This is a genomic window from Streptomyces huiliensis, from assembly GCF_020037025.1.
Classification (GTDB): Bacteria; Actinomycetota; Actinomycetes; order Streptomycetales; family Streptomycetaceae; genus Streptomyces; species Streptomyces huiliensis.
Map to the genome: position 1 here is coordinate 1 of NZ_JAIQLH010000029.1, position 24,182 is coordinate 24,182.

The 24,182-nt window shown below is 73.1% G+C and carries 18 protein-coding genes and 1 riboswitch; of the genes, 15 read left to right on the plus strand and 3 right to left on the minus strand.

Annotation, left to right across the window (positions count from 1 at the left end):
• The first annotated feature begins 119 nt into the window (after positions 1 to 119).
• Positions 120 to 3,647, plus strand: coding sequence for a transcription-repair coupling factor (mfd, locus tag JNW98_RS06535; protein WP_223767120.1), 3,528 nt, complete (start codon positions 120 to 122; stop codon positions 3,645 to 3,647).
• A 102-nt stretch (positions 3,648 to 3,749) separates the two neighbouring features.
• Here mfd and JNW98_RS06540 read toward each other — a convergent pair whose 3' ends face one another.
• On the minus strand, positions 3,750 to 5,222 hold the full coding sequence (locus JNW98_RS06540) for a DUF2079 domain-containing protein (RefSeq protein ID WP_223767121.1): 1,473 nt from the start codon (positions 5,220 to 5,222) through the stop codon (positions 3,750 to 3,752).
• 107 nt (positions 5,223 to 5,329) lie between these two features.
• Complete coding sequence (locus tag JNW98_RS06545; RefSeq protein ID WP_223767122.1) at positions 5,330 to 6,040, minus strand: Rv1352/Rv1906c domain-containing protein; 711 nt, start codon at positions 6,038 to 6,040, stop codon at positions 5,330 to 5,332.
• A 196-nt stretch (positions 6,041 to 6,236) separates the two neighbouring features.
• On the opposite strand from JNW98_RS06545, the gene JNW98_RS06550 reads away from it, so the two are divergent.
• The 13 genes from JNW98_RS06550 (at position 6,237) to JNW98_RS06615 (ending at position 21,874) form a co-directional block, all read left to right on the plus strand.
• Positions 6,237 to 8,303 (plus strand): N-6 DNA methylase, encoded by a 2,067-nt coding sequence (locus tag JNW98_RS06550; protein ID WP_223767123.1) that lies wholly within the window; start codon positions 6,237 to 6,239, stop codon positions 8,301 to 8,303.
• 291 nt (positions 8,304 to 8,594) lie between these two features.
• Positions 8,595 to 9,698, plus strand: coding sequence for a hypothetical protein (locus tag JNW98_RS06555; protein WP_223767124.1), 1,104 nt, complete (start codon positions 8,595 to 8,597; stop codon positions 9,696 to 9,698).
• Positions 9,695 to 11,392 (plus strand): serine/threonine-protein kinase, encoded by a 1,698-nt coding sequence (locus JNW98_RS06560; RefSeq protein ID WP_223767125.1) that lies wholly within the window; start codon positions 9,695 to 9,697, stop codon positions 11,390 to 11,392. The genes JNW98_RS06555 and JNW98_RS06560 overlap by 4 nt, the downstream gene beginning before the upstream one ends.
• A 178-nt stretch (positions 11,393 to 11,570) precedes the next feature.
• Entirely contained in the window at positions 11,571 to 12,188 is a 618-nt protein-coding gene (locus tag JNW98_RS06565) for a SurA N-terminal domain-containing protein (protein ID WP_223767126.1), read from the plus strand.
• A gap of 52 nt (positions 12,189 to 12,240) precedes the next feature.
• Entirely contained in the window at positions 12,241 to 13,257 is a 1,017-nt protein-coding gene (locus tag JNW98_RS06570; RefSeq protein WP_223767127.1) for a nucleoside triphosphate pyrophosphohydrolase, read from the plus strand.
• An 81-nt stretch (positions 13,258 to 13,338) separates the two neighbouring features.
• On the plus strand, positions 13,339 to 13,770 hold the full coding sequence (locus tag JNW98_RS06575; protein WP_223767128.1) for a DUF6479 family protein: 432 nt from the start codon (positions 13,339 to 13,341) through the stop codon (positions 13,768 to 13,770).
• A 168-nt stretch (positions 13,771 to 13,938) separates the two neighbouring features.
• Entirely contained in the window at positions 13,939 to 15,237 is a 1,299-nt protein-coding gene (locus JNW98_RS06580; RefSeq protein WP_223767129.1) for a cytochrome P450 family protein, read from the plus strand.
• A gap of 151 nt (positions 15,238 to 15,388) precedes the next feature.
• Positions 15,389 to 16,606 carry a transglycosylase family protein gene (locus tag JNW98_RS06590; RefSeq protein ID WP_308015503.1) on the plus strand — a complete coding sequence of 406 codons (1,218 nt, stop codon included), beginning with the start codon at positions 15,389 to 15,391 and terminating at the stop codon, positions 16,604 to 16,606.
• Between the two features lie 260 nt (positions 16,607 to 16,866).
• Positions 16,867 to 17,046: riboswitch (cyclic di-AMP (ydaO/yuaA leader) on the plus strand.
• Between the two features lie 4 nt (positions 17,047 to 17,050).
• On the plus strand, positions 17,051 to 17,902 hold the full coding sequence (locus JNW98_RS06595; RefSeq protein ID WP_223767130.1) for a LysM peptidoglycan-binding domain-containing protein: 852 nt from the start codon (positions 17,051 to 17,053) through the stop codon (positions 17,900 to 17,902).
• A gap of 445 nt (positions 17,903 to 18,347) precedes the next feature.
• A complete protein-coding gene (gene eno / locus JNW98_RS06600; RefSeq protein ID WP_223767131.1) occupies positions 18,348 to 19,631 on the plus strand; it encodes a phosphopyruvate hydratase in 1,284 nt (427 codons plus the stop codon).
• A gap of 139 nt (positions 19,632 to 19,770) precedes the next feature.
• Positions 19,771 to 20,238: an FtsB family cell division protein gene (locus JNW98_RS06605; protein ID WP_223767132.1), complete on the plus strand. Its 468-nt coding sequence runs from the start codon at positions 19,771 to 19,773 to the stop codon at positions 20,236 to 20,238.
• Positions 20,239 to 20,323: 85 nt separating this feature from the next.
• Positions 20,324 to 20,869, plus strand: a complete 546-nt coding sequence (locus tag JNW98_RS06610) for a DUF501 domain-containing protein (RefSeq protein WP_223767133.1) — start codon at positions 20,324 to 20,326, stop codon at positions 20,867 to 20,869.
• A 33-nt stretch (positions 20,870 to 20,902) separates the two neighbouring features.
• Complete coding sequence (locus JNW98_RS06615; RefSeq protein ID WP_223767134.1) at positions 20,903 to 21,874, plus strand: Ppx/GppA phosphatase family protein; 972 nt, start codon at positions 20,903 to 20,905, stop codon at positions 21,872 to 21,874.
• Positions 21,875 to 22,037: 163 nt separating this feature from the next.
• Here the strand turns inward: JNW98_RS06615 and JNW98_RS06620 are convergent, their stop codons facing one another.
• On the minus strand, positions 22,038 to 22,493 hold the full coding sequence (locus JNW98_RS06620; protein ID WP_223767135.1) for an NUDIX hydrolase: 456 nt from the start codon (positions 22,491 to 22,493) through the stop codon (positions 22,038 to 22,040).
• Between the two features lie 198 nt (positions 22,494 to 22,691).
• On the opposite strand from JNW98_RS06620, the gene JNW98_RS06625 reads away from it, so the two are divergent.
• Positions 22,692 to 23,912, plus strand: coding sequence for a helix-turn-helix domain-containing protein (locus tag JNW98_RS06625; protein ID WP_223767136.1), 1,221 nt, complete (start codon positions 22,692 to 22,694; stop codon positions 23,910 to 23,912).
• Positions 23,913 to 24,182 lie beyond the last annotated feature (270 nt).

Below are 24,182 nucleotides of genomic sequence, written 5' to 3' on the forward strand. Positions count from 1 at the left end.
GGCCGCGCCCCGACGCCCCCACCCACCCCACCACCGCGTCGTACGCTGGAGACACACCCGGCACGTCCCTCACGCGTCGGGCGATTCGTGTTGTCACCCTCCCGGGACGGAAGCCCCTCATGAGCCTGCACGGTCTGCTCGACGCCGTCGTCAACGATCCGGCGCTCGCCGAAGCGGTGAAGGCCGCGGGCGACGGCAACCGGCCGCACATCGACCTCGTCGGACCGCCCGCCGCCCGGCCCTTCACCATCGCCGCCCTGGCCCGCGCCGGCCGGCCCGTCCTGGCCGTGACCGCGACCGGCCGGGAGGCCGAGGACCTGGCCGCCGCGCTGCGCTCGCTGCTGCCGCCGGACGGCGTCGTCGAGTACCCGTCCTGGGAGACGCTGCCCCACGAGCGCCTCTCGCCGCGCTCGGACACCGTCGGCCGCCGGCTGGCCGTGCTCCGCCGGCTCGCCCACCCGAGCCCCGACGACCCGGCCGCCGGGCCGGTCAGCGTCGTGGTCGCGCCCGTCAGGTCCGTGCTCCAGCCGCAGGTGAAGGGGCTCGGCGACCTGGAGCCCGTCAGTCTGCGCAGCGGGCAGAGCGCCGACCTGGGCGAGGTCACCGAGGCGCTGGCCGCCGCCGCGTACGCCCGGGTCGAGCTGGTCGAGAAGCGCGGCGAGTTCGCCGTCCGCGGTGGCATCCTCGACGTCTTCCCGCCCACCGAGGAGCACCCGCTGCGGGTGGAGTTCTGGGGCGACGACGTGGAGGAGATCCGCTACTTCAAGGTGGCCGACCAGCGGTCCCTCGAGGTCGCCGAGCACGGCCTGTGGGCGCCGCCCTGCCGCGAGCTGCTGCTCACCGACGCCGTCCGGGAGCGGGCCGCCGCGCTCGCCGAGGACCACCCGGAGCTGGGCGAACTGCTCGGGAAGATCGCCGAGGGCATCGCGGTCGAGGGCATGGAGTCCCTCGCCCCGGTGCTGGTGGACGACATGGAGCTGCTGCTCGACGTCCTCCCGGCCGGCAGCATGGCGGTCGTCTGCGACCCGGAGCGGGTGCGGACCCGCGCCGCGGACCTCGTCGCCACCTCGCAGGAGTTCCTCCAGGCGTCCTGGGCCGCCACCGCGGGCGGCGGCGAGGCGCCCATCGACGTGGACGCCGCCTCGCTGTGGAGCATCGCCGACGTCCGCGACCGGGCCCGCGAACTGGGCATGATGTGGTGGTCCGTCAGCCCCTTCGCCGCCGACGAGGACCTGGACGGCGACACCCTCGCCCTGGGCATGCACGCCCCCGAGACCTACCGCGGCGACACGGCCCGCGCCCTGGCCGACACCAAGGGCTGGCTGGCCGACGGCTGGCGGACGCTGTTCCTCACCGAGGGGCACGGCCCGGCCGCGCGGACGGTGGAGGTGCTGGGCGGCGAGGGCATCCCGGCCCGGCTCGACCCGGAACTCGACGACTTCTCCCCGGCCCTGGTGCACGTCTCCTGCGGGAGCCTCGACAGCGGCTTCGTCCACCCGGAGCTGAGGATCGCCGTCCTCACCGAGACCGACCTCTCCGGCCAGAAGTCCGCGAGCAAGGACATGGGCCGGATGCCGGCCCGCCGCCGCAAGACCATCGACCCGCTGACCCTCCAGGCGGGCGACTACATCGTCCACGAGCAGCACGGCGTCGGCCGCTACATCGAGATGGTGCAGCGGACCGTCCAGGGCGCCACCCGCGAGTACCTGCTCGTCGAGTACGCGCCCGCCAAGCGCGGCCAGCCCGGCGACCGTCTTTACATCCCCACCGACCAGCTGGAGCAGGTCACCAAGTACGTGGGCGGCGAGGCGCCGACGCTGCACCGGCTCGGCGGTGCCGACTGGACCAAGACCAAGGCGCGCGCCAAGAAGGCCGTCAAGGAGATCGCCGCCGACCTGATCAAGCTCTACTCGGCGCGGATGGCCGCCCCCGGCCACTCCTTCGGCCCGGACACCCCCTGGCAGCGGGAGCTGGAGGACGCGTTCCCCTACGCCGAGACCCCGGACCAGCTCACCACCATCGCCGAGGTCAAGGAGGACATGGAGAAGTCCGTCCCCATGGACCGCCTGGTCTGCGGCGACGTCGGCTACGGCAAGACGGAGATCGCGGTGCGGGCCGCGTTCAAGGCGGTGCAGGACGGCAAGCAGGTGGCGGTGCTGGTGCCGACCACGCTGCTGGTGCAGCAGCACTTCGGCACCTTCTCGGAGCGGTACGCCCAGTTCCCCGTGGTGGTGAAGGCGCTGTCCCGGTTCCAGACGGACACCGAGGCGAAGGCGGTGCTGGAAGGACTGCGGGAGGGGTCGGTCGACATCGTCATCGGCACCCACCGGCTGTTCTCCTCGGAGACGAAGTTCAAGGACCTGGGCCTGGTCATCGTCGACGAGGAGCAGCGCTTCGGCGTCGAGCACAAGGAGCAGCTGAAGAAGCTGCGGGCCAACGTGGACGTGCTCACCATGTCCGCGACGCCGATTCCCCGGACGCTGGAGATGGCCGTCACCGGCATCCGCGAGATGTCCACGATCACCACTCCGCCGGAGGAGCGCCACCCGGTCCTCACCTTCGTCGGGCCCTACGACCCGAAGCAGATCGGCGCCGCCATCCGGCGCGAACTGCTCCGCGAGGGGCAGGTCTTCTACATCCACAACCGTGTCGAGTCCATCGACCGGGCCGCCGCCCGGCTGCGCGAGATCGTGCCCGAGGCGCGGATCGCCACCGCGCACGGGCAGATGTCGGAGTCCGCGCTGGAACAGGTCGTGGTCGACTTCTGGGAGAAGAAGTTCGACGTGCTGGTCTCCACGACGATCGTGGAGTCGGGCATCGACATCTCCAACGCCAACACCCTCATCGTCGAGCGCGGCGACAACTTCGGCCTCTCCCAGCTCCACCAGCTGCGCGGCCGCGTGGGCCGCAGCCGTGAGCGCGGGTACGCCTACTTCCTGTACCCGCCGGAGAAGCCGCTCACGGAGACCGCGCACGAGCGGCTGGCCACCATCGCCCAGCACACGGAGATGGGCGCCGGCATGTACGTGGCGATGAAGGACCTGGAGATCCGCGGCGCAGGCAACCTGCTGGGCGGCGAGCAGTCCGGGCACATCGCCGGCGTCGGCTTCGACCTCTACATCCGCATGGTCGGCGAGGCGGTGGCGGACTACCGCGCCTCCCTGGAGGCCGGGGGCGCGGAGGAGCCGCCGCCGCTCGAGGTCAAGATCGAACTTCCCGTCGACGCGCACGTCCCGCACGACTACGCGCCGGGCGAGCGGCTGCGCCTCCAGGCGTACCGCGCCATCGCCTCCGCCAACAGCGAGGAGGACATCAAGGCCGTCCGCGAGGAGCTGACCGACCGCTACGGCAAGCTCCCGGAGCCGGTGGAGAACCTGCTGCTGGTCGCGGGCCTGCGGATGCTCGCCCGGGCCTGCGGGGTCACGGACATCACCCTGCAGGGCTCCAACGTCCGCTTCGGCCCGGTCGAGTTGCGCGAGTCGCAGGAACTGCGGCTCAAGCGGCTCTACCCGCGGACGGTCATGAAGCCCGCCAACCGGCAGATCCTCGTGCCCCGCCCGGCCACCCGCCCCATCGGCGGCAAGCCGCTGGTCGGCCGGGAACTGCTGGCGTGGACCGGCGAGTTCCTGACGACCATCCTCGGCTGACCTGCCGGACCCGGCAGGCACCGGACCCGGCAGGCACCGGACCCGGCCGGTGCCGGACCGGCCGGTGGAGGCTCCGGCGGTGGGAGCCCGGCGCTGGGGGCGTCAGGCGACGCGCTTGAGCACCACCGTCGTGCCCTCGACGCCCAGCAGCTCGTACCGGGCACCCGGATGCGTCCGGGCCGCGTCGGCGAGCAGGTCCTTCACGGGCCTGCCGTCGTCGACGCGCTGGACGGTGTACGCGGGCGTGATCCCCCGGGTGTCCCCCCACCAGAAGACGCGGCAGCGGCTGGTCAGCCGGCTTATGGCGGCGACGTCCGACGCCTCGACGGTGGCGCCGTCGGGTATGCGCGCCAGCAACCGCTCGGTGGCCTTGACGCTCGCGGGTATCTCGTAGGTGGCGGGCTCGGTCAGGGTGTAGAGCGGGAGGGACGCGCTGAACGCCAGGGCGGCGCCGGCCACGGCGGCGGGGAGCTGCCGGGCGTACCGGCGCAGCCAGGCCCGCGGGCTGTGGTGCGCGGTGGCGAGGGCGTCGGTCAGCGCGATGAGGACGACGGGCATCAGGACGGCGTTGTAGTGCCAGTCCGTTCCCCAGTAGTGGTCGTCGTGGGAGACGAACCGCCAGGCGATGGTCGGCAGGGCGACGAGCGCCACCGGTGACCGGAGGGCCAGCAGGCCGGTGGTCGGCAGCAGTATCCACAGCAGGGTGCGGACCGCCGTCAGCGGCGGTATGGCGGCGGTGGAGCCGCCGTCGATCTTGTTCCAGTAGTCGTAGGAGCCGCTGTTGTTGAAGGCCGGGATCGCGACGCCGAGGGCGAGGGCGCTCGCGGCGAGGCCGTAGACGACGAGGATGCCGCCGACCGTCGTCGCGCTGGTGTCGCGCGGGACGCCGTCCGGGCCGTGGCGCCGGTCTCGGCGCTCCAGCAGGAGGATCGCCGCGCCGATCGCGGCGACCGTGACGCCCAGGTCCTCCTTCACCAGGGCCAGGGGCAGCGCCCACCACAGGGCCGCGCGCCACCGCCGGCCGACCACTGCCTCCAGGGAGAAGGCGAGCAGCGGCATGGCGAAGGCGATCTCGTGGAAGTCGAAGTCGACCGCGCGCTGTATGCCCCAGGAGAAGCCGTAGGCGATGCCTATCGCCAGCCCGCGGGCCCGGCCCAGTTTTCCGGCGGCGAGCCGGACGACGGGGACGGCGGACAGCGCGAACAGCGCGGCCTGGACGACGAGCAGGGTGACGGGGGTGGGGAAGAGCCGGTAGAGGGGGGCGACCAGGGCGGTGATCGGGCTGAAGTGGTCGCCGAGGATGTTGACGCCGGGGCCCTTGAGGTCGGCGACGGGTGCCTGGAAGTGGGCGTAGGTGCGGATGGCCTGCTCGAAGATGCCGATGTCCCAGGAGAGGGTGAGCATCCGGCGGTGCCGTGTCACCGAGAGCGCGGTGTAGAGGACGAAGAGCGCTCCGGCCATCCAGTAGGGGTCGAGCCGCGGTGCCCGCAGGATGCCGGCCAGGGTCCGGCCCTCGGTCGGGGCCGGGGCCGTTTCGGGGCCCGGCGCCGAGACGGCGGCTGCGGCCGAGTCCATGGGGGGTCCTCTCCTCCTGCTGGCTGTCCGGTTCGGGGAACGACTGTCGAAAAGATACGCGGAACCGCCGGAGGCCGTGGCGGGCGCGGTCGTCACCCGGGACCGGATCAGCCGGTCTTCTTCCAGTCGGCGCAGCCGCTGGTCTTGAAGTAGGCGTCCTGCGGGGTGATCGTCACGATGCCGTTGCCGGTGACGTTCTCGTTGGCGGCGATGGACTCCATGCCGTGCAGGGCGTCCTTGGCGCGCTCCCAGTAGCAGTTGCCGTCCGCCTTGTTGCCGGTGGAGCGGTAGGTGCCGGGGGCTATGTCGGCCCCTATCCGGTACATGCCGTCGCCGGAGACCGACGTGGTCCGCGGGGCGCCGTCCGCCTTGGCGGGGACGCGCTCCCAGCCCTTGCAGCCCTGGGACTTGAAGATCTTGTCGTCCGCCTTGATCGTCACGTAGCTGGAGCCGGTGACGTTGTCGTTGGCGATGATTGAGTCAGGGTCTCCCTTGGAGCCCTTCGCCCGCTCCCAGTAGCAGTTGCCGGATTCCTTGTTGCCGACGCTCCTGTAGGTGCCGGGCTTGACGTCGGAGCCGACCTGGAACGTGCCGCTGCCTGAGATGTCGGCCTTCTTCCCCTCTTTCTTGGCCCCGGAGTCCTTGCCCGCCGTGCCCCGGCCGTCGGCGGTCACGACCTTGCCGGACGCGCTGTCCCCGTCGTCCCCGCCCGAGAGCGCGGCGCCCGCGCCCACGACCACGACGAGGGCGCCGGCCGCGGTGAGCACCTTGTGCCGGGCGAACCAGTTGCGCTGCTTCTGCTGGGCGTGCTGATACATGGCGAACACCTTTCGGCGCGAGTTCGGTGAACCGATGTGGCAATCACAGCAGATGCTGTTAACTGAGTCAACGACGTTCACGGGATCGAGTGACTTCACGCGTGTGAAGAGGTCCGTTCGCGAGCCGGGGGTATGCTCGGCACCACATCGAACGTGCGGCAGGGGCGGCGCGAGGGACGAGAAGGAGGGGAGTCAGGTGTCGGAGAGTGCGGTGGAGGTGACCGCGGCCGGGATCGCCCGGCTGGCCGGAGTGGGACGCGCGGCGGTCAGCAACTGGCGCCGCCGCCACGCCGACTTTCCCCAGCCCATAGGGGGTACGGAGACCAGCCCGACCTTCTACCTCACGGACATCGAGCGGTGGCTGCGGCACCAGGGCAAGATCGAGGAAGTGCCGCTGCGGGAACGGGTCTGGCAGCAGCTCGTCGGGCACCCGGCCGGTGCCGTCACCGCCCTCCGCTACGCGGGCACCGTCCTGCTCCTGGTCAAGAGCCGGCCCATGGACTGGCTGGAGCTGGCGGAGCTCTCCGACGCCGAGCTCGCGGAAGCCCTGCCCACCTCCCTGGAGGCCGCGCTGGCCGCCCGGCTCGGCGAGCACCACGCCATCGCCGTGCCCACCCCGGCCGAGCTCGCCGTCTCCGCCGGCCTGCTGCGCGGCACCGCCGACCTCGCCACGGTGCGCGGCGCAGGCCCCGCCTACGAGTTCCTCCTCGGCCGCCACCTCGACGCCAACCCCCGGCAGTACTCCCTCACCCCGCCGGGCGTCGCCGAGCTCATGGCCGCCGTCGGCCACGGGCCCAAGGGCGACCGGCGGGACCGCACGGTCCTCGACCCCGCGTGCGGCACCGGCGGGCTGCTCAGCGCCGCCGGCTCGGCCGGCCCGGCCGAGCGGCTCTCCGTCCTCGGCCAGGAGGCCGACCCCGACCTGGCCGCGCTCACCACCCTGCGCCTCGCCCTGCACTCCGACGCCCAGGTGCGGGTGCGCCCGGGCGACAGCCTGCGCGCCGACGCCTTCACGGACCTGGCCGTCGACGTCGTGCTCTGCCACCCGCCGTTCAACGAACGCAACTGGGGCCACGACGAGCTCGCCTACGACCCGCGCTGGGAGTACGGGTTCCCCGCCCGAACCGAGTCCGAGCTCGCCTGGGTCCAGCACGCCCTCGCCCGGCTGCGCGAGGGCGGCACCGCCGTCCTGCTGATGCCCCCGGCCGTCGCCTCCCGCCGGTCCGGCCGCCGCATCCGCGCCGACCTGCTCCGCCGCGGCGCGCTGCGGGCCGTGATCTCGCTGCCGGCCGGCGCCGCCCCGCCGTACGGCATCCCGCTGCACCTGTGGGTGCTGCGCCGCCCGGGCGCCCAGCAGTCGCCGACCCCGCAGGTGCTGCTCGTCGACACCGCCGACCTCGCCCCGGCCGGCCGCGACAAGCTCCCCTGGCCGGCAGTCAGTACGGCCGTGCTGGACGCCTGGGAGGAATTCGACCGGTGCGGCACGGTCGAGGAGAAACCGGGGCAGCACCGCTCGCTGCCGGTGATCGACCTGCTGGACGACGACGTGGACCTGGCCCCGGCCCGCCACCTCCCGCCCCCCGCCTCGGCCGGCGGGGTCGCCGACCTCATCGGCGTCCAGGACCGGCTCACCGTCGCCCTCGGGCGGGCCGCCGAACTCGCCCCCGGCGTACCGGAAGAGGCCGCGGGCGCCCGCTGGCCGACCACCACCGTGGGGGAGCTCGCGCGAGCCGGCGCCCTCGTCCTCCGGGCCGGCGGCCCGGGCGCCGCCGACGGGACCGACGCCCCGCCCGTGCTCACGGACTACGACGTCAAGGCCGGTGGCGCCCCCTCCGGCGCACTCCCCGAGGGACCGGCCGAGGAGCCGGTGACGGTCGAGGTGGACGACGTCGTGGTGCCGGTGCTCGGTGACGTCACCGTGGCCCGCGTCGTCGACGAGGCCACCGCCGGAGCGGCGCTGGGCCGTGGGCTCTTCCTGCTCCGGCCCGACCCGGCCGCGCTGGACCCCTGGTTCCTCGCCGGCTTCCTGCGCGGCACCGCCAACCAGCGCCAGGCGAGCAGTTACGCGTCCACGGCGACCCGGCTCGACGTGCGCAGACTCCAGGTGCCCCGGCTGCCCCTCGCGGAACAGCGCCGCTACGGCGCCCGGTTCCGCGCCCTGGCCGCCTTCGAGGAAGCGCTGCGGATGACCGAACGGCTGGGGGAACAGCTGGTCCAGGGGCTGTACGACGGGCTGACGGACGGGACGGTACGGCCGGACTGAGCGGAAGAGTGCGGCCCGGCAGGCCGGTGCGGGACGGACGAGCCGGTGTGGTTCGGTCGGACGGGCCGGTGCGGCGAGGCCGAACGGGCCGGTGCGGCGAGGCCGAACGGGCCGGTGCCGCGAGGTCGGAGCGCTCGGCGCGGGGTGACAGGGCGGAGGGGAAGGGCGAGGAGGAAGACGCGGCCGGGCCGGTCGCGGGCGGCCTCTCCATCGCCGGATCCGGGCAACCCTCGCGATCACTCATGGGTCGATGGATAGGCTCTGTCATATCCCGTACTCCCAGGAGCAGTAATGAATGGCCACGGCCCCGCACAGCCGCAGCGCCGCCGTCCCGGTGGAGCGATGGTCGTCACCATCCGCGTGGTCGTCGTCGCCATCACCGTCTGCACGTTGTTCCTGCTGAGCTGGGTGCCGATGCTGCGAGTGGCCATCGTCCGCCGGCGGGTGCGGGACTGGGCGCTGTTCTGGCTGGTGGTGGTGATCTCCGTGTTCTGGGTGATCCTGCTGGGGGACCGGTTCGCCAAGACGGTCTGGAACTCGGTGGGCATGGCCGCGGCCATCGGTACCGGGCTGATCACGACCTCCTACTACCTCTGGGCCGACATCCGTCACTACCGGGCTGCCGCGGCCCGTTGGGACGAGTCGCGGGCCGGTGCCGTTGCGGGCGCCTTCCCATCGGCCGCCGCCCCCGGTCCGTACGCCCCGGTCCACCCCGGCGGTCAGCCCCTGGGCGGCCACCCGCCGCCGCCGTATTACGACGGGTACGGCCGGATCGCGCCCGCCGTCGGGCAGCCCACTTACGGGCACTTGACGGGGAGTCATCCCATGTCCGGGCATGCGGCGGTGACGCCTCCGGCCGTTCCGTCGGGCGGGGCCGTGCCGCCCGGCCGCTTCATGGGGACCGTTCCCGGGCCCGCCGGTCCGACGAGCCCCGGGGCCCCGGTGAACCCCGGTACGCCGGCTCCCGCCGCGGGTGCGGAGCGTCCGTACCGGCCGCGGCACGCGCGGCCCGCCCCCGCCCAGGAGTCACACCCCTACGAGCCGGCACCGCATCTGCCTGCTGATCAGGCGCAGCCGCCGCTCACCGGGCAGGCGCCGGCCTACGGCTACCCCCACCCTCTGCCCCAGCCGCAGGCCCAGCCCCAGCCGCAGCCCCCTGCCCCGCACCCCTCGTACCAGCCGCCCGGGCAGCCGCAGGGACCACAGCCGCAGGGGCCGCACGCAGCGCACGCGTCGCATGCACCGCGCCCGCATCACACGCCGCACCAGGGGCCGCCGGCTCCGGCGGACGGGGTGCGTCGGCCGCAGCGGATCGACCAGGTCCGGGCGGAGTTGGACGAACTGAGCGACCTCCTCCGTAGGGGTCCGGGTCACCAAGGGGAGCGGGAGCAGTGAACGGGCGCGTCATCGCCGACCGGTACGAGCTGGCCACGGTCATCGGACAGGGCGGCATGGGCCAGGTGTGGACCGGCTACGACCGGCGGCTGGACCGCCGCGTGGCCGTCAAGCTGCTGCGTCCCGACCGGATGGCCGGCACCGACGGCGGGGACGAGCTCCGCCGCCGCTTCGTCCGCGAGTGCCGGGTCACCGCCCAGGTGGACCACCACGGCCTGGTCACCGTGCACGACGCGGGCAGCGACGGCGAGGACCTCTACCTCGTCATGCAGTACGTCGAGGGTGCCGACCTCGCCGACCACCTCGCCGAGCACGAGCCCTACCCCTGGCCGTGGGCCGTCTCGGTGGCCGCGCAGCTCTGCTCGGTGCTCGCGGCGGTGCACGCCGTCCCGATCATCCACCGCGACCTCAAGCCGCGGAACGTGATGGTCCGCCCGGACGGCTCCGTGCTCATCCTGGACCTCGGCGTCGCCTCCGTCATGGACGCCGACACCACGCGCCTCACCCGTACCGGTTCGCCCATCGGCAGCCCCGCGTACATGGCGCCCGAGCAGGCGATGGGCGGCGCCGTCGGCCCGTACACCGACCTCTACGCACTCGGCGTGCTGCTGCACGAACTGCTCAGCGGCGAAGTCCCGTTCGCCGGGTCGACGGCGCTCGGGGTGCTGCACCGGCACCTCTACGAACCGCCCGTCCCCGTCCGCCGCATCCGCCCCGAGACGCCCCCGGCGCTGGAGGAGCTGGTCCTGCGGCTGCTCGCCAAGGATCCGCAGGACCGCCCCGGCGACGCCCAGGAGGTCTACCGCGCCCTCGCCCCGCTGCTCCCCGCGCCCGGCCGGACCGGGGACGGATCCCACACCGGATCCGCCGGCCATCCGGCCATGGGGCCCATGAACCCCACGCGCCCCTTCCTGCTGCCGCACGCCCCCTGGCCCGACCGTTCCACGACCGTCCCCGCCCCCGCCGGGGTGGCGGCCCTCGCCGGTACCCCCGGCTTCGGCGGAGCGCATGCTTCTGGCAGAGCACACGCTTCCGGCGGAGCGCCCGCGGGGCCGCCGGCCGCCTCCGCTCACACCGGAGCCCCCGCTCACACCGGCACCCCCGCTCACCCCGGCACCCCCGCGCCCACCGGCGGTGCCGACGTCGCCGGGGCCGTCGAGGAGGTCAAGCGGCTGCTGGACCAGGGCGGCATCACCCAGGCCGTCGACATCCTCGGCGCGATACTCCCGGCCGCCGCGGACGAGCACGGCGAGCGCTCCGGAGTCGTCCGGAGCCTGCGCAAGCAGTACGCGGCGACGCTCATGGACGACGGCCAGTACCGCCGCGCGCTCCCCGAACTGCACCGGCTGATGGACGACTACGCCGTCGAGACCGGCCCCCGGGCGGCCCGCCAGGTGCTCCGCTTCCGGTACGACGCGGCCCAGTGCCTGGAGCAGCTCGGCGAGGCGGCCGGGGCGCTCGACGAGTACCGCGCGCTGCTGCCGCACTTCCAGCACGAGCCCGACGACCTGGCCACCGCGTTCGAGATACGCCGGCGCACGGGCCATCTCCTGCTGTCGCTCGGCGACCGCCACGCCGCACACGAGACGCTGATGAGCCTGCTCTTCGACGCCGAGCGGGTGCACGGGCCGCACCACCCCCTCCCCGCGGAGATCCGGCACACCCTCCGCTGGCTGGGCGAGGTCAGGGCGTGAGCCGTCGCGACATCGGCCGCTGAGAACCCATCAGCCCCACCCGCCTCAGATTCCCCGCGCATCCCGGACGCCGGGGAATCGTTGGTCGAATCAGTGGCCTCCGCCACACGGACTCCCTACCATCGATCAACGCCAGGTCGATCGCCGTACCGCCGCACGAGCACTGCCGGGAGGCTTCATGATCCGCCGAAGGACCGCGCTCTCCGCCGCCGCCGGGCTGTTGGCAGCGACACCCCTGCTCACCGCCTGCGGGTCCACCCCGCATCCCGGCGCCGCGGCCGTCGTGGGCGACGACCGGATCACCGTGGCGCAGCTCCAGAGCCAGGTGAAGGATGTGCGCGACGCCCAGGAGTCGTCCCCGCAGGGCGAGCAGCTGACGGCCAACAGCGCGCGGCTCAGCCAGGACACCCTCATCCGGCTCGTCCAGTACCGGATCATCGAGAAGGCCGGGCACGACAACGGCGTGGACGTCACCCGCCGCGAGCTCCAGGAGGAGCGCTCCCAGGTCGAGCGGGCCAACGGCGGCACCGAGGCGGTCCGCGGCCGCTTCCTGGCCCTGGGCATCGCCCCCTCGCAGATCGACCAGGCCCTCGCCATGGACCTCGTCCGTACCAAGCTGGACGGCAAGCTCGGTGCCGCGCGCACCAACGAGGTGCTGATGAAGACCTCCCGGGCGCTGCGAGTCGACATCAACCCGCGCTACGGCGCCTGGGACGCCAAGCGCGGCACCGCCCGGCCGCTGCAGGAGCCCTGGCTGCGGCCCGTCGCCCCGCCCGACGCCGAGAGCCCGGTGTAGGCGGCGGGCCCCTCGGGGCCCGGCCCGCCCGCCGTCCCCTACGCTCGACAGGGTGAACGACTCTGCGTCCCCGGCGGTCGGCCGGATCGTCCTGCTCACCACCAGCCACCGCGTCGCGCCCGGACTGCTGTCCTGGCCGGCGTGGCAGACGCTGCACGCCGCCGACCGGGTGCTGTGCGCCGACCCGGCCCACCCGCTGCTGCCCTACCTCGGGGAGGCCGGGATCGCCGCCGAGACCCCGGCGGAGCCCTTCGACGCCCGGGCGCTCGTCGACGACTGCCTGGCCGGCGGCCGGACCGTCGTCGTGGTCACCTCGGCGGCGGGGGAGTCGGCCCTGACCGACGGCCTGGCCCGGCTCGCGGGCTCGGGCCGGCAGCGGATGCCCGCGCTGGAGCTGCTGCCCGGTTCGTACGACCTGCCCGGCGCCCGCCTCCTCGACCTGGTGCAGGTCATGGACCGGATCCGGGTCGCCTGCCCGTGGAGTGGCATCCGCACCCACGAGGACCTGGGCAAGTACGGCCTGGAGGAGGTGTACGAGCTCGTCGAGGCCATCGAGACGGGCGACCGGGAGGCGCTCCGCGAGGAACTCGGGGACGTGCTGCTCCAGGTGGTCTTCCACGCGCGCATCGCCCAGGACGACCCCGACGAGCCGTTCGCGATCGACGACGTGGCGGGGACGATCGTCGACAAGCTCGTCCACCGGCACCCCCATGTCTTCGGGGACGCGGCGGCGGAGACGCCGGAGGACGTCAGGGCGCACTGGACGCGGACCAAGGCGGCCGAGAAGCGTCGCGCGTCCGTGACCGAGGGGATCCCGCTGGGGCAGCCGGCCCTCGCGCTCGCCGCCAAGCTGGCCTCCCGCGTCCGGGCCCAGGGCCTGGACGTGCCCCTCCCGGCCGGCGAGGGGGTCGGGTACGCGCTGCTGGCCATGGCGGTGCGGGCCGAGGCGGAGGGCGTCGAACCGGAGACCGCGCTGCGCGCCGCCGCCCGTACCTACCGCGACGCGATCCGGCAGGCCGAGGCGGCGGGGTCGGCAGGAGGGGACGGTACGGAGGAGGGGGACGCGTAATCCGCGCGCGCGGGCGGCGGGTGCACACCCGTTCGGCTCAGTGGCGGTCTTGACCGGGCGCGCTCCGGGTAACCGGATCCCATGCGTACCGATGAGATGGTTCTCGCCCTGCCCGCCTGGGTCGGCGGCGCCGCCCCCTTCGCCGTCGGGCTCTGCGTCGGCGCCCTGATCCTCCTCGCCTTCGTGTACGGAAAGCGCTGGCGCGACAAGGAACCGCCGCCCCCGAGCCAGCCGCAGCGGCGGCAGGGCGCGTGGCAGACGCGCCAGGAGCACGACCGGGGGCCGACGTCGCCGGACCACGGACCCGGGCACGAAGACAACGACGACGCCGTCGGCTACGTGACCGAGCACCGGGAGGCGGACCCGCTGCGCGCCGAGGGGCCGGGGGAGCGCGTCCTCCCGCACGAGATCAGGAACCCGGGAAGCCACGAGGAGGAGCTCACCGAGGAGCGGAAGAAGTGGAACCCCGGGAGCAGCGGGGCCTTCGGCAGCGGCGGGGGCGGCCACCACTGAGGCGGTCACCACCGGGGCGGCCACCACTGGGGTGGTCACCACTGGGGCGGTCACTGCCAGGTGGCCACCGGCAAGACAGTCACCACACAGCGGCCGCCACCGGACGGCCGGGCGGGCGCCCGCGGCTCCCGCGGCGCCCCGCCCCGCGCCCCCTAGTAGCGTCGGACCGTGCACGACAAAACCGACGATCATGCCGCGCCCGCCCCGCCCCTCGCCGCCGAGGGCCCGACGCCTCCCCTCTTCACCTGGGAGTTCGCGAGCGATCCGTACCCGGCGTACGCCTGGCTCCGCGAGCACGCCCCCGTGCACCGCACCGCCCTGCCGAGCGGGGTGGAGGCGTGGCTGGTCACCCGGTACGCCGACGCGCGGCAGGCGCTGGCGGACCAGCGGCTGTCGAAGAATCCCGTGCACCACTCCGAGTCCGCGCACGGCAAGGGCAAGGTGGGCATTCCGGGCGAGCGGAGCGCCAACCTCATGACGCACCTGCTCAACATCGACCCCCCGGACCACACCCGGCTCCGCCGCCTGGTGTCCAAGGCGTTCACGCCCCGGCGTGTCGCGGAGTTCGCGCCCCGGGTGCAGGAGCTCACGGACCGGCTCATCGACGGGTTCGCGGAGCGCGGGGAGGCGGACCTCATCCACGAGTTCGCGTTCCCGCTTCCCATCTACGCCATCTGCGACATGCTCGGCGTCCCGCCGGAGGACCAGGACGACTTCCGGGACTGGGCCGGGATGATGATCCGGCACGGCGGCGGACCGCGGGGCGGAGTGGCCCGTTCCGTGAAGCGGATGCGGACGTACCTCGCCGAGCTGATCCATCGCAAGCGCGAGGACCTGGGCGACGACCTGATCTCCGGGCTGATCCGGGCGAGCGACCACGGTGAGCACCTCACCGAGAACGAGGCCGCCGCCATGGCCTTCATCCTGCTCTTCGCCGGCTTCGAGACCACCGTCAACCTCATCGGCAACGGCGTGTACGCGCTGCTGCGCAACCCCGGGGAGCGCGAGCGCCTGCAGCGCGCGCTGGCCGCCGGGGACGAGAGCCTGCTGGAGACCGGGGTGGAGGAGCTGCTCCGCTACGACGGACCGGTGGAGCTGGCCACCTGGCGGTTCGCCACCCGGGACCTCACGATCGGCGGGCAGCGCGTCGCGGAGGGCGACCCCGTGCTCGTCGTCCTCGCCGCGGCCGACCGGGACCCGGAACGGTTCGCCGAGCCCGACACCCTCGACCTCGCCCGCAGTGACAATCAGCACCTCGGGTACGGCCACGGCATCCACTACTGCCTCGGCGCGCCACTGGCGCGGCTGGAGGGCCGGACGGCGCTCGCGACGCTGCTGCGGCGCCTCCCCGACCTGCGGCTTTCCGCTGATCCGGACGATCTCCGGTGGCGCGGCGGGCTCATCATGCGGGGCCTGCGGACCCTGCCCGTGGCCTTCTCACCGGAGCCCGGGCAGACGGGCACATGACTATACGTCAACTCGGCTTGACCGTCGCCCGGCGCCGATCACGGTGGGTTGTGGCTCCTGAAGGGCGTGGCTATCTTCTGCCGTCATATTCAGCAGCCACCCGATCGGCGGCGGTCAGCAGCCGGTCGGCAGCCATACGAGAGGTGATCGCATGCTCTCCGGGAAAGGCCGACATCGTCGTCCCCGTCAACTGCCCGCCGTGGTCGTCGCCGCGGGCGTGACGGGCGCCGGAATCGCCATGCCCCTGCTCGGCGCCACCACCGCCGACGCCGCGGACGCCCCCACCTGGGACCGCGTCGCCCAGTGCGAGAGCGGCGGCCTGTGGAGCGCGGACACGGGCAACGGGTTCTACGGCGGACTGCAGCTCACTCCCGAGGTGTGGAAGCAGTACGGCGGGACGGAGTTCGCGCCGCGCCCCGACCAGGCCAGCCGCGCCCAGCAGATCGCCGTAGCCCAGCGGATTCTTGACGCCCGCGGCCCGTACGCCTGGCCCGCCTGCGCGGTCAAGTCCGACCTGGCCAAGGACGGCCGGGCGCCCGAGGTGAACCCGGGCATGCCGCACGACGCCGTCGAGGGGCCGTCGCACGAGCGGTCCTCCGGTTCGTCCTCCGGGGCGTCCGGGAAGTCCGACTCCGGCCGGACGCGGGACACGTCGTCCGACAGCGCCGAGGGCAAGTCCGGCGACAAGGCCGAGGGCAAGGGCGAGAGCAAGGCCGGGGACAAGGCCGGGGGCAAGGCCGGGGGCAAGACCGACCGGAAGGCGTCCGACGAGGCGTCCGGGACGACGTCGGGCACGTCCGCCGGGAAGGACACCTCCTCCGACCGGTCGACCGACAAGGGCGAGCGGACCGGCGAGGGCCGCGACACGTCCACCGGTTCGTCCTCCGGCGGCAAGCACCGCAAGCCGGACGGCAAGACCGATGACAAGAGCGACGGCAAGACCGGCGACAAGGCCGACCCCGAGAGCGGCGACAAGGACGACCACAAGGCCGACTCACAAGCCGACTCCGGCACGGGCGCGCAGTCCGGAACTTCCGCCTCCGGCACGATCGGCGAGCGCGAGCGCGCCGGCGCGGACGGTGGTGCGGACGGTGGTGCGGACGGCGCGGACGGTGCCGGGACGGGCAAGCACCGCGCGGAGCCGTCCGGTTCCGCCGGCGAGCGCGCGTCGCGCGGCGTCGAGCGCGGGCGTGCGGACGCGTCGGCCGCGCACGACTACACCGTGCGCCCCGGTGACAGCCTGTCAGAGATCGCGCAGCAGCACAGGGTCGAGGGCGGCTGGCACCGCGTGTACCAGGACAACAAAAAGGTCGTCGGATCCGACCCGGACCTCATTCACCCCGGTCAGCAGCTCGAACTGAAGAAGTAGCGGGGGAGTTCGCGTCGAATGTCCGTTCCGGACGAAAGTGAGACATGGGTCTCGTTGACATCGGCGCGGAGACGGCTCGTCAGAAACTCAAGAAACCATTCCCACCTGCGGAAACAGTGAGTTCCCCGGGGTGGGCCGAGCAGACGGTGGCTGAAAAGGAGGGTTTGAACCCATCGGCCGTCTGTGCTTACCGTCTTCATCGCTCGCCATCGCGAGCACCACGGTCGTCACGCCGAATCCTGCCGACGGCCGGGGGAGTCGTCGCGCAAGCGCCGTAGGCAGGAGCGGGGGAACCACGGTAGGTCGCCGGAACGGTTCATCGGTCAACGACCGGAGTACCGGAACGGCTTGGGGTGAAGCCTGGTGAGCGCGAGCCACCGGGCCGGGCAACTCACGCCCGAACCCGACAGCTCACCTCGTAGGCGCCGGTGAGGAAACCGAGTCATGTCCAAGGGCAAGCACCGTCGTCCGAACAAGGCCGTCCGCATCGCCACGCTCGCGGGTGTCACCGGCGCCGCAGTCGCCGCCCCGCTGATGATGGCCACCTCCGCCCACGCCGCCTCCGTCGACACCTGGGAGCGCGTGGCCCAGTGCGAGTCCAGCGGTAACTGGCACATCAATACCGGCAACGGCTACTACGGCGGTCTGCAGTTCTCGCAGTCGTCCTGGGCCGCCGCGGGCGGTACCGCCTACGCCCCGCGCGCCGACCTGGCCTCCAAGGGCCAGCAGATCGCCGTCGCCGAGAAGCTGCTCGCCATGCAGGGCCCCGGTGCCTGGGGCTGCGCCGGTGCCGGCGGTCTGACGGCCGGTGGCGCCAAGGCCGACGTCGACACCTCCGGCTCCGGCAAGGTCGTCTCCAAGTCGACCTCGGGCCAGCGCTCGACCGGCCAGAGCCACGCCGACCGCAGCGAGCGCAAGGCCGCGCCGAAGCACGCCGCCCCGCAGCGGCAGGCCGAGGAGGCCCCGGCCGCCAAGCCGGCCGCGCCGAAGCACGCCGCCCCGCAGCGGCAGGCCGAGGAGGCCCCGGCCGCCAAGCCGGCCGCGCCGAAGCACGCCGCCCCGCAGCGGCAGGCCGAGGAGGCCCCGGCCGCCAAGCCGGCCGCGCCGAAGCACGCCGCTCCGAAGACCGTGAAGATCGGCGACGGCGAGTACGAGGTGAAGGAAGGCGACACCCTCGCCAAGATCGCCGAGGCCAAGAAGGTCAAGGGCGGCTGGGAGAAGCTCTACGACCGCAACAAGGACGTCGTGGAGAGCGCCGACCTCATCTTCCCCGGCCAGAAGCTGCACCTGAGCTGAGGCCCCTTCCGGGCCCGGACGCCGTACGCCGCGGCCGGGCCCCGCGGGCGCGCGGTGCGGCCACGGCCGGACACCGCCGCCCGTAGCGCCGCACCACGCGTACCACCGGCCGGGAGCACCGCTCCCGGGCCGCAGCGGAACCGCCCCGCTCCCATGCGACCGATCCCCCCCGGGCCGCATCGGAGCGGGGCTCCGCCGTTTCCGCGCGCGTTCCGTGACAGGCCGCCGCGACGACCACGCCCGCCACACCCTTTCGGAACTCCTCCCGACGGTTCCCGCAGCGGTTCCCCGTTGAGCGAACAGCCCGACCATTCGTCCCTTGATCTCGGCGTTTGTGCCATTTTTCCGGCGGGGTGGCGCTCCGGGGGCCGGTGGACCCTCCGGCGCCCGTTAGGCTCGTGCTGCAGAACGCTGGAGTACCCAGACACACACGAAGGAGACCCTCGTGCCGTCCATCGACGTCGTCGTAGCTCGCGAGATCCTCGACTCGCGAGGCAACCCCACGGTCGAGGTCGAGGTCGGCCTCGACGACGGCTCCACCGGCCGCGCCGCCGTGCCGTCCGGTGCCTCGACCGGTGCCTTCGAGGCCATCGAGCTCCGCGACGGGGACAAGAACCGCTACCTGGGCAAGGGCGTCGAGAAGGCCGTGCTGGCCGTCATCGAGCAGATCGGCCCGGAGCTCGTCGGCTACGACGCCACCGAGCAGCGCCTGATCGACCAGGCCATGTTCGACCTGGACGCCACCGACAACAAGGGCTCCCTGGGCGCCAACGCCATCCTGGGCGTCTCCCTGGCCGTCGCGCACGCCGCCTCCGAGGCGTCGGACCTCCCCCTCTTCCGCTACCTCGGCGGCCCGAACGCGCACCTGCTGCCCGTTCCGATGATGAACATCCTGAACGGCGGCTCGCACGCCGACTCCAACGTGGACATCCAGGAGTTCATGATCGCGCCGATCGGCGCCGAGTCCTTCTCCGAGGCGCTGCGCTGGGGCACCGAGGTCTACCACACCCTCAAGGCCGTCCTGAAGCGCAAGGGCCTGTCCACCGGCCTCGGCGACGAGGGCGGCTTCGCCCCGAACCTGGGCTCCAACCGCGAGGCCCTCGACCTCATCCTCGAGGCCATCAAGGAGGCCGGCTACACCCCCGGCCAGGACATCGCGCTCGCGCTCGACGTCGCCGCGTCCGAGTTCTACAAGGACGGCGCCTACACCTTCGAGGGCCAGAGCCGTACCGCCGCCGAGATGACCGACTACTACGCCGAGCTCGTCGCGGCGTACCCGCTGGTCTCCATCGAGGACCCGCTGTTCGAGGACGACTGGGACGGCTGGAAGACCATCACCGAGCGCCTCGGCGACGCGGTCCAGCTCGTCGGTGACGACCTGTTCGTCACCAACCCCGAGCGTCTCGCCCGCGGCATCGAGGAGGGCGCGGCCAACGCCCTGCTGGTCAAGGTCAACCAGATCGGTTCGCTGACCGAGACCCTGGACGCCGTCGAGCTGGCCCAGCGCAGCGGCTTCAAGTGCATGATGTCGCACCGCTCCGGCGAGACCGAGGACGTCACCATCGCCGACCTGGCCGTCGCCACCAACTGCGGCCAGATCAAGACCGGTGCCCCGGCCCGCTCCGAGCGCGTCGCCAAGTACAACCAGCTGCTGCGCATCGAGGAGATCCTCGACGACGCCGCGGTGTACGCCGGCCGCAGCGCGTTCCCGCGCTTCCGCCAGGGCTGAGCCGCACCTCCGGCAGTGCGCGTGCGAGGCTGACAAAGCCTCACGCCTCACCCCGTCCCCGGCCACGGTCCCGTACCGTGGCCGGGGACGGTTTTGGCATGCGTTCCGGCTTCGGTGAAGCCGGCAGCGGGGAGGCGATGTGGCGGCGGAACGGTTCTCCACCGCGACCAGGCTCAAGGCGATCGGCTCGGTCCTCGTCCAGGGGCCGGACGCCCGGGCCCGGCGCACCCGTCCGCCGCGGCGCAGCCGGCTCACCGGCCGCGCGGCGCTGCTGGCGCTCGTCGTCTGCTCGCTGATCGTCGCCCTGGCCTACCCCATGCGCCAGTGGGTCACCCAGCGTTCGGACATCGACGACCAGCGGAACCGCTCCGAGCAGGCCAAGGAGCAGGTGAAGCGGTTGCGCGAGGAGAAGGCGCGGCTGGAGGACCCGGCGTACGTGGAACGGCTGGCGCGCGAGCACCTGCACTACGTCCGGCCCGGCGAGACCGGTTACACGGTCGTGGACGGCAGCGGCAACGCGCGGCACCGCCGCGACCAGGGCGCCGCCGACCGGCCGTGGTACGTCAACCTCTGGGACGGCGTGGACACCTCGGACGCCCATCGCTGACGCGCGGCGCATCGCTGACGGGCGGCGCCCCTCCACTCTCTTCGATCACTTCCCCCTCTCCCGACCCTCCGACACGAGCGAGCACATGGAAACCCCTCCTCCCCAGACCGAGCCCACCCAGCCCACCGACGAGGACATCGCCGCGTTCAAGGAGCAGCTCGGCCGCCCGCCGCGCGGCCTGCGGGCGATCGCCCACCGCTGCCCCTGCGGCAACCCGGACGTCGTCGAGACCGCGCCGCGGCTGGAGGACGGCACGCCGTTCCCGACGCTGTACTACCTGACGTGCCCCCGCGCGGCCTCCGCCATCGGCACGCTGGAGGCCGAGGGCGTGATGAAGGAGATGAGCGCCCGGCTGCAGAGCGACCCGGAGCTGGCCGCCGCGTACCGCGCCGCGCACGAGGACTACATCCGCCGGCGGGACGCGATCGAGGTGCTGGAGGGCTTCCCGAGCGCGGGCGGCATGCCGGACCGGGTCAAGTGCCTGCACGTGCTGGTGGGGCACTCGCTGGCGGCCGGTCCCGGCGTCAACCCGCTGGGCGACGAGACGATCGCGATGCTGCCGGAGTGGTGGCGCAAGGGTCCGTGCGTGACGCCGTGCGGCGCGTCGGAGCCGTCCGGCACCGAGGACTAGTCCCTCTTCCTCCCTTTGACCGTTGGAGTGCGCATGACCCGCGTTGCCGCGATCGACTGCGGTACGAACTCGATCCGTCTGCTCGTCGCCGATCTCGACCCCGCCACCGGCGGGTTCAAGGAGCTCGACCGGCGGATGACGATCGTCCGGCTCGGCCAGGGCGTGGACCGCACCGGGCGGTTCGCGCCGGAGGCGCTGGAGCGGACGTTCGCCGCGTGCCGGGAGTACGCCGAGGTGATCCGGGCGCACGGCGCGGAGCGCGTCCGGTTCGTCGCCACCTCGGCGTCCCGGGACGTGAAGAACCGCGCGGAGTTCGTGGCCGGCGTCGTGGACATCCTGGGCGTCGAGCCCGAGGTGATCACGGGTGACCTGGAGGCGGAGTTCTCCTTCACCGGCGCCACCAAGGAGCTCACCGGCCGCACGGACCTCGACCGTCCCTTCCTGGTGGTCGACATCGGCGGCGGCTCGACGGAGTTCGTCGTCGGCGACGACCGGGTGCGGGCGGCGCGCAGCGTGGACGTCGGCTGCGTACGGATGACGGAACGTCACCTCGTCGCCGACGGCGCGGTGGTGGACCCGCCGTCGCCCGAGCGGATCGCCGCGATACGGGCCGACGTCGAGGCCGCCCTCGACCTCGCCGAGCGGACCGTCCCGCTGCGCGAGGCCCGCACCCTCGTCGGCCTGGCCGGCTCGGTGACCACGGTGGCGGCCATCGCCCTCGGCCTCCCCGAGTACGACTCGACGGCCATCCACCACGCCCGCATCCCCCTCGCCCGCGTCCGCGAGGTCACGTCCCGCCTCCTCACCTCCACCCACGAGGAGCGGTCGGCGATCCCGGTCCTGCACCCGGGCCGCGTGGACGTGATCGCGGCGGGCGCCCTGGTGCTCCAGTGCCTGATGGAGCGGATCGGGGCGGAGGACGTCGTGGTGAGCGAGCACGACATTCTGGACGGCATCGCCTGGAAAACGGCAGAAGAGGCCGGGAAGAACGGGCAGGCCGTCTGACCGGGTGCGTCGCTTCCCGCTGCGTGGGGTCTCGGAACACGAGGACCGGGTCCCTCGTCATGGGCAGCTCAGCCGGCGGTGGGTTTCGCGAATCCGCTGTCCGTAGAGACGCCGGTGCGGTCACGGCGGCGGGCCGGTCCCGGCCGGTCCTGCCGGGATCAGGTCAGTCCTGGCTGCCGCCGGCGGACGCCGGGCGATCCGGACGTGCCCTCCTGAGGAGTGCCGCGCCGGCTTCGGCGATGAGCCGGTGCTCGTGGGGGCTGACGCCCTCGGTGAGGCCGGGGTAGTCCACGAAGGCCAGCGCCACGACGGTCGAGCGGGCCGCGCCCTCCGGAAGTCTGATGCGCGCGATGTCATCGGCGTCCAGGGTTTCGCACGCGAAGAGGTAGGCCGTGGAAGCGGTGCCGGGGACCGGCTCCACGCCGAGAAGGAAGCGCGGTTCGACGCGGAGCCGGAGGTCCCGGCGTACGTGGTAGGTCATCGCGTTCCGCGCCGATTCCTCCGGCAGGGCCGGCCCGCCGGGGAGCCGCCAACCGCCGTCCGCTCCCTTCGGCATCAGAAGCCGCCCGTGGACGTCGGTGATGTGAGCGAGGCCCAGGGCGGGGGATGCGGGTGGCATGGCTCTTCTTTCGTGCGGGAGGGAAGTCTGTCGGTGGGACGGCCCCGGTCGGTGCCGCGCGGGGGTGACCTGACGGGCTGTCCGAGCGTCTGTGGCCGAGCCCGTGCGCTCGTCGTCCGGTGGTGCGGTTTCACCATGCCGGTCGGTTGTCGCGCTGATCCACCGCCAGGCCATATACGGCCGCCGTATATTTCGGCCATGGAGCCGGAGCCGGACGTCTGGGCGCACCCACGGTTACGGGCCGCCGCCGCGGTCGAGGACTGGGCGGCGTTGTTGAGGGGGTGGCGGGTGCTGACCCGGGCCACGCAGAGCGAGCTCGGTTCTCGGGTGGGGCTGTCGCAGCCTGACGTCTCCGCGATCGAGAACCGGCGGCGGGCGGTGACGTCGGCCGAAGTGCGACAGCGGATCGTCCGGGGGCTGGGTGTTCCGGCCGAGCTGCTGGGTGGCGCGAAGGCCGAGTTGCCGTTGCCGTCGCTGGTGCTGCCGGAGGTGGTCGCGGACCCCGCGGGGGAACGGCTGCGACGGGTCGGGGACGGCCGGGTGCGCTTGGACGCGGCCTCGCTTGAAGCGATGGAGAGGTTGCTCGCCTCCCATCGCCGGGCCGAGGACACGCTCGGTTCACGGGTCATGGCCGGGGTCGTGGCCGCGCAGTTCGAGCGGGTGGCCGGCCTGTACGACCAGGCGCGGGGGCCGCTCGCGGACCGGCTGGTGAAGCTGATGGCGGAGTACGCGCAGTTCCTGGCATGGATGGCGCAGGATCAGGACGACACCCCGCTGGCTCTGGGCTGGTTCGACCGGTCCTACGACTGGGCGTTGGAGGCCGGGTACGGCGACTTGGCGGCCACGACCATGAGCATGAAGGCCCATCTCGCCTGGTCGAGGAGCCGGGGGCGCGGATGCGTCAGGCTCGCGGAAGCGGCGGCGGGGACGGCCGGGGCGAGTCGGGCGACGCGGGCCATGGCGCTGCAGATGGCGGGACGGGGGTGTGCTCTCGACGGGGACCGCGGGGGCGCTTACCGCAATCTGGAGGAAGCGCAGCGGGTCATCCGGGAGGCGCGAGACGCTCCGCCCTGGCTTTACTTCTACGGCGAGTCCTGGTTCTCGGCGCAGCGGGGCATGGCGGATCTGCATCTGAAGGACTGGGCGAGCGCCATTGATCACCTGGTGGCCGGGCTCGCCGGGTTCGCGCCAGCTTTCCGGCGGGACAGGGCCTGGTACGGGGCCTGCCTCGCGCATGCCTACGCGGGGGCGGGGGAGGCCGAAGCGGCGGTGGATGCGGCGCTGGCCGTGGTCCGGGACGCCGCGGAGATCGGGCGTCCGCATGCGTGGGGCGAGCTGCACGCGGTGGCGGCGCTGCTGCTGCGTCGCGGGGCGGGGGAGGGGCGTGTGCTGGTGGACGTTCTGGCGGGGCTGGACTGACGGTCGGCGGCCGGCCTCTGGGGTCTGTTACGGGTGTGTCCAGGCGGGCTGAAGTGAACCGCAAGGACGGGTCGTCGCCCGCCCGGGGAAAAAGTTCGTGAAATCCTTCACATGAAAATGAGGGACTGGAACGCCGGTCCAGTGCCGATCGGCCCCCATCCGGGGCCGAGTGGGCCCGGATGAGCGTGAACGGGCCTGCTTCGTCAGGGGAGAAGGAACGTTTGGGCAGGGCGGCGGAACCGAGTGGTCCAGTTGCGTCGCGGCTTACAA

Coding starts and splice junctions, on each gene's coding strand:
- mfd (WP_223767120.1), top strand. CDS start 120: ATGAGCCTGCACGGTCTGCTCGACGCCGTCGTCAACGATCCGGCGCTC.
- JNW98_RS06540 (WP_223767121.1), bottom strand. CDS start 5,222: ATGGACTCGGCCGCAGCCGCCGTCTCGGCGCCGGGCCCCGAAACGGCC.
- JNW98_RS06545 (WP_223767122.1), bottom strand. CDS start 6,040: ATGTATCAGCACGCCCAGCAGAAGCAGCGCAACTGGTTCGCCCGGCAC.
- JNW98_RS06555 (WP_223767124.1), top strand. CDS start 8,595: ATGAATGGCCACGGCCCCGCACAGCCGCAGCGCCGCCGTCCCGGTGGA.
- JNW98_RS06565 (WP_223767126.1), top strand. CDS start 11,571: ATGATCCGCCGAAGGACCGCGCTCTCCGCCGCCGCCGGGCTGTTGGCA.
- JNW98_RS06575 (WP_223767128.1), top strand. CDS start 13,339: ATGCGTACCGATGAGATGGTTCTCGCCCTGCCCGCCTGGGTCGGCGGC.
- JNW98_RS06590 (WP_308015503.1), top strand. CDS start 15,389: ATGCTCTCCGGGAAAGGCCGACATCGTCGTCCCCGTCAACTGCCCGCC.
- JNW98_RS06595 (WP_223767130.1), top strand. CDS start 17,051: ATGTCCAAGGGCAAGCACCGTCGTCCGAACAAGGCCGTCCGCATCGCC.
- JNW98_RS06610 (WP_223767133.1), top strand. CDS start 20,324: ATGGAAACCCCTCCTCCCCAGACCGAGCCCACCCAGCCCACCGACGAG.
- JNW98_RS06615 (WP_223767134.1), top strand. CDS start 20,903: ATGACCCGCGTTGCCGCGATCGACTGCGGTACGAACTCGATCCGTCTG.
- JNW98_RS06620 (WP_223767135.1), bottom strand. CDS start 22,493: ATGCCACCCGCATCCCCCGCCCTGGGCCTCGCTCACATCACCGACGTC.
- JNW98_RS06625 (WP_223767136.1), top strand. CDS start 22,692: ATGGAGCCGGAGCCGGACGTCTGGGCGCACCCACGGTTACGGGCCGCC.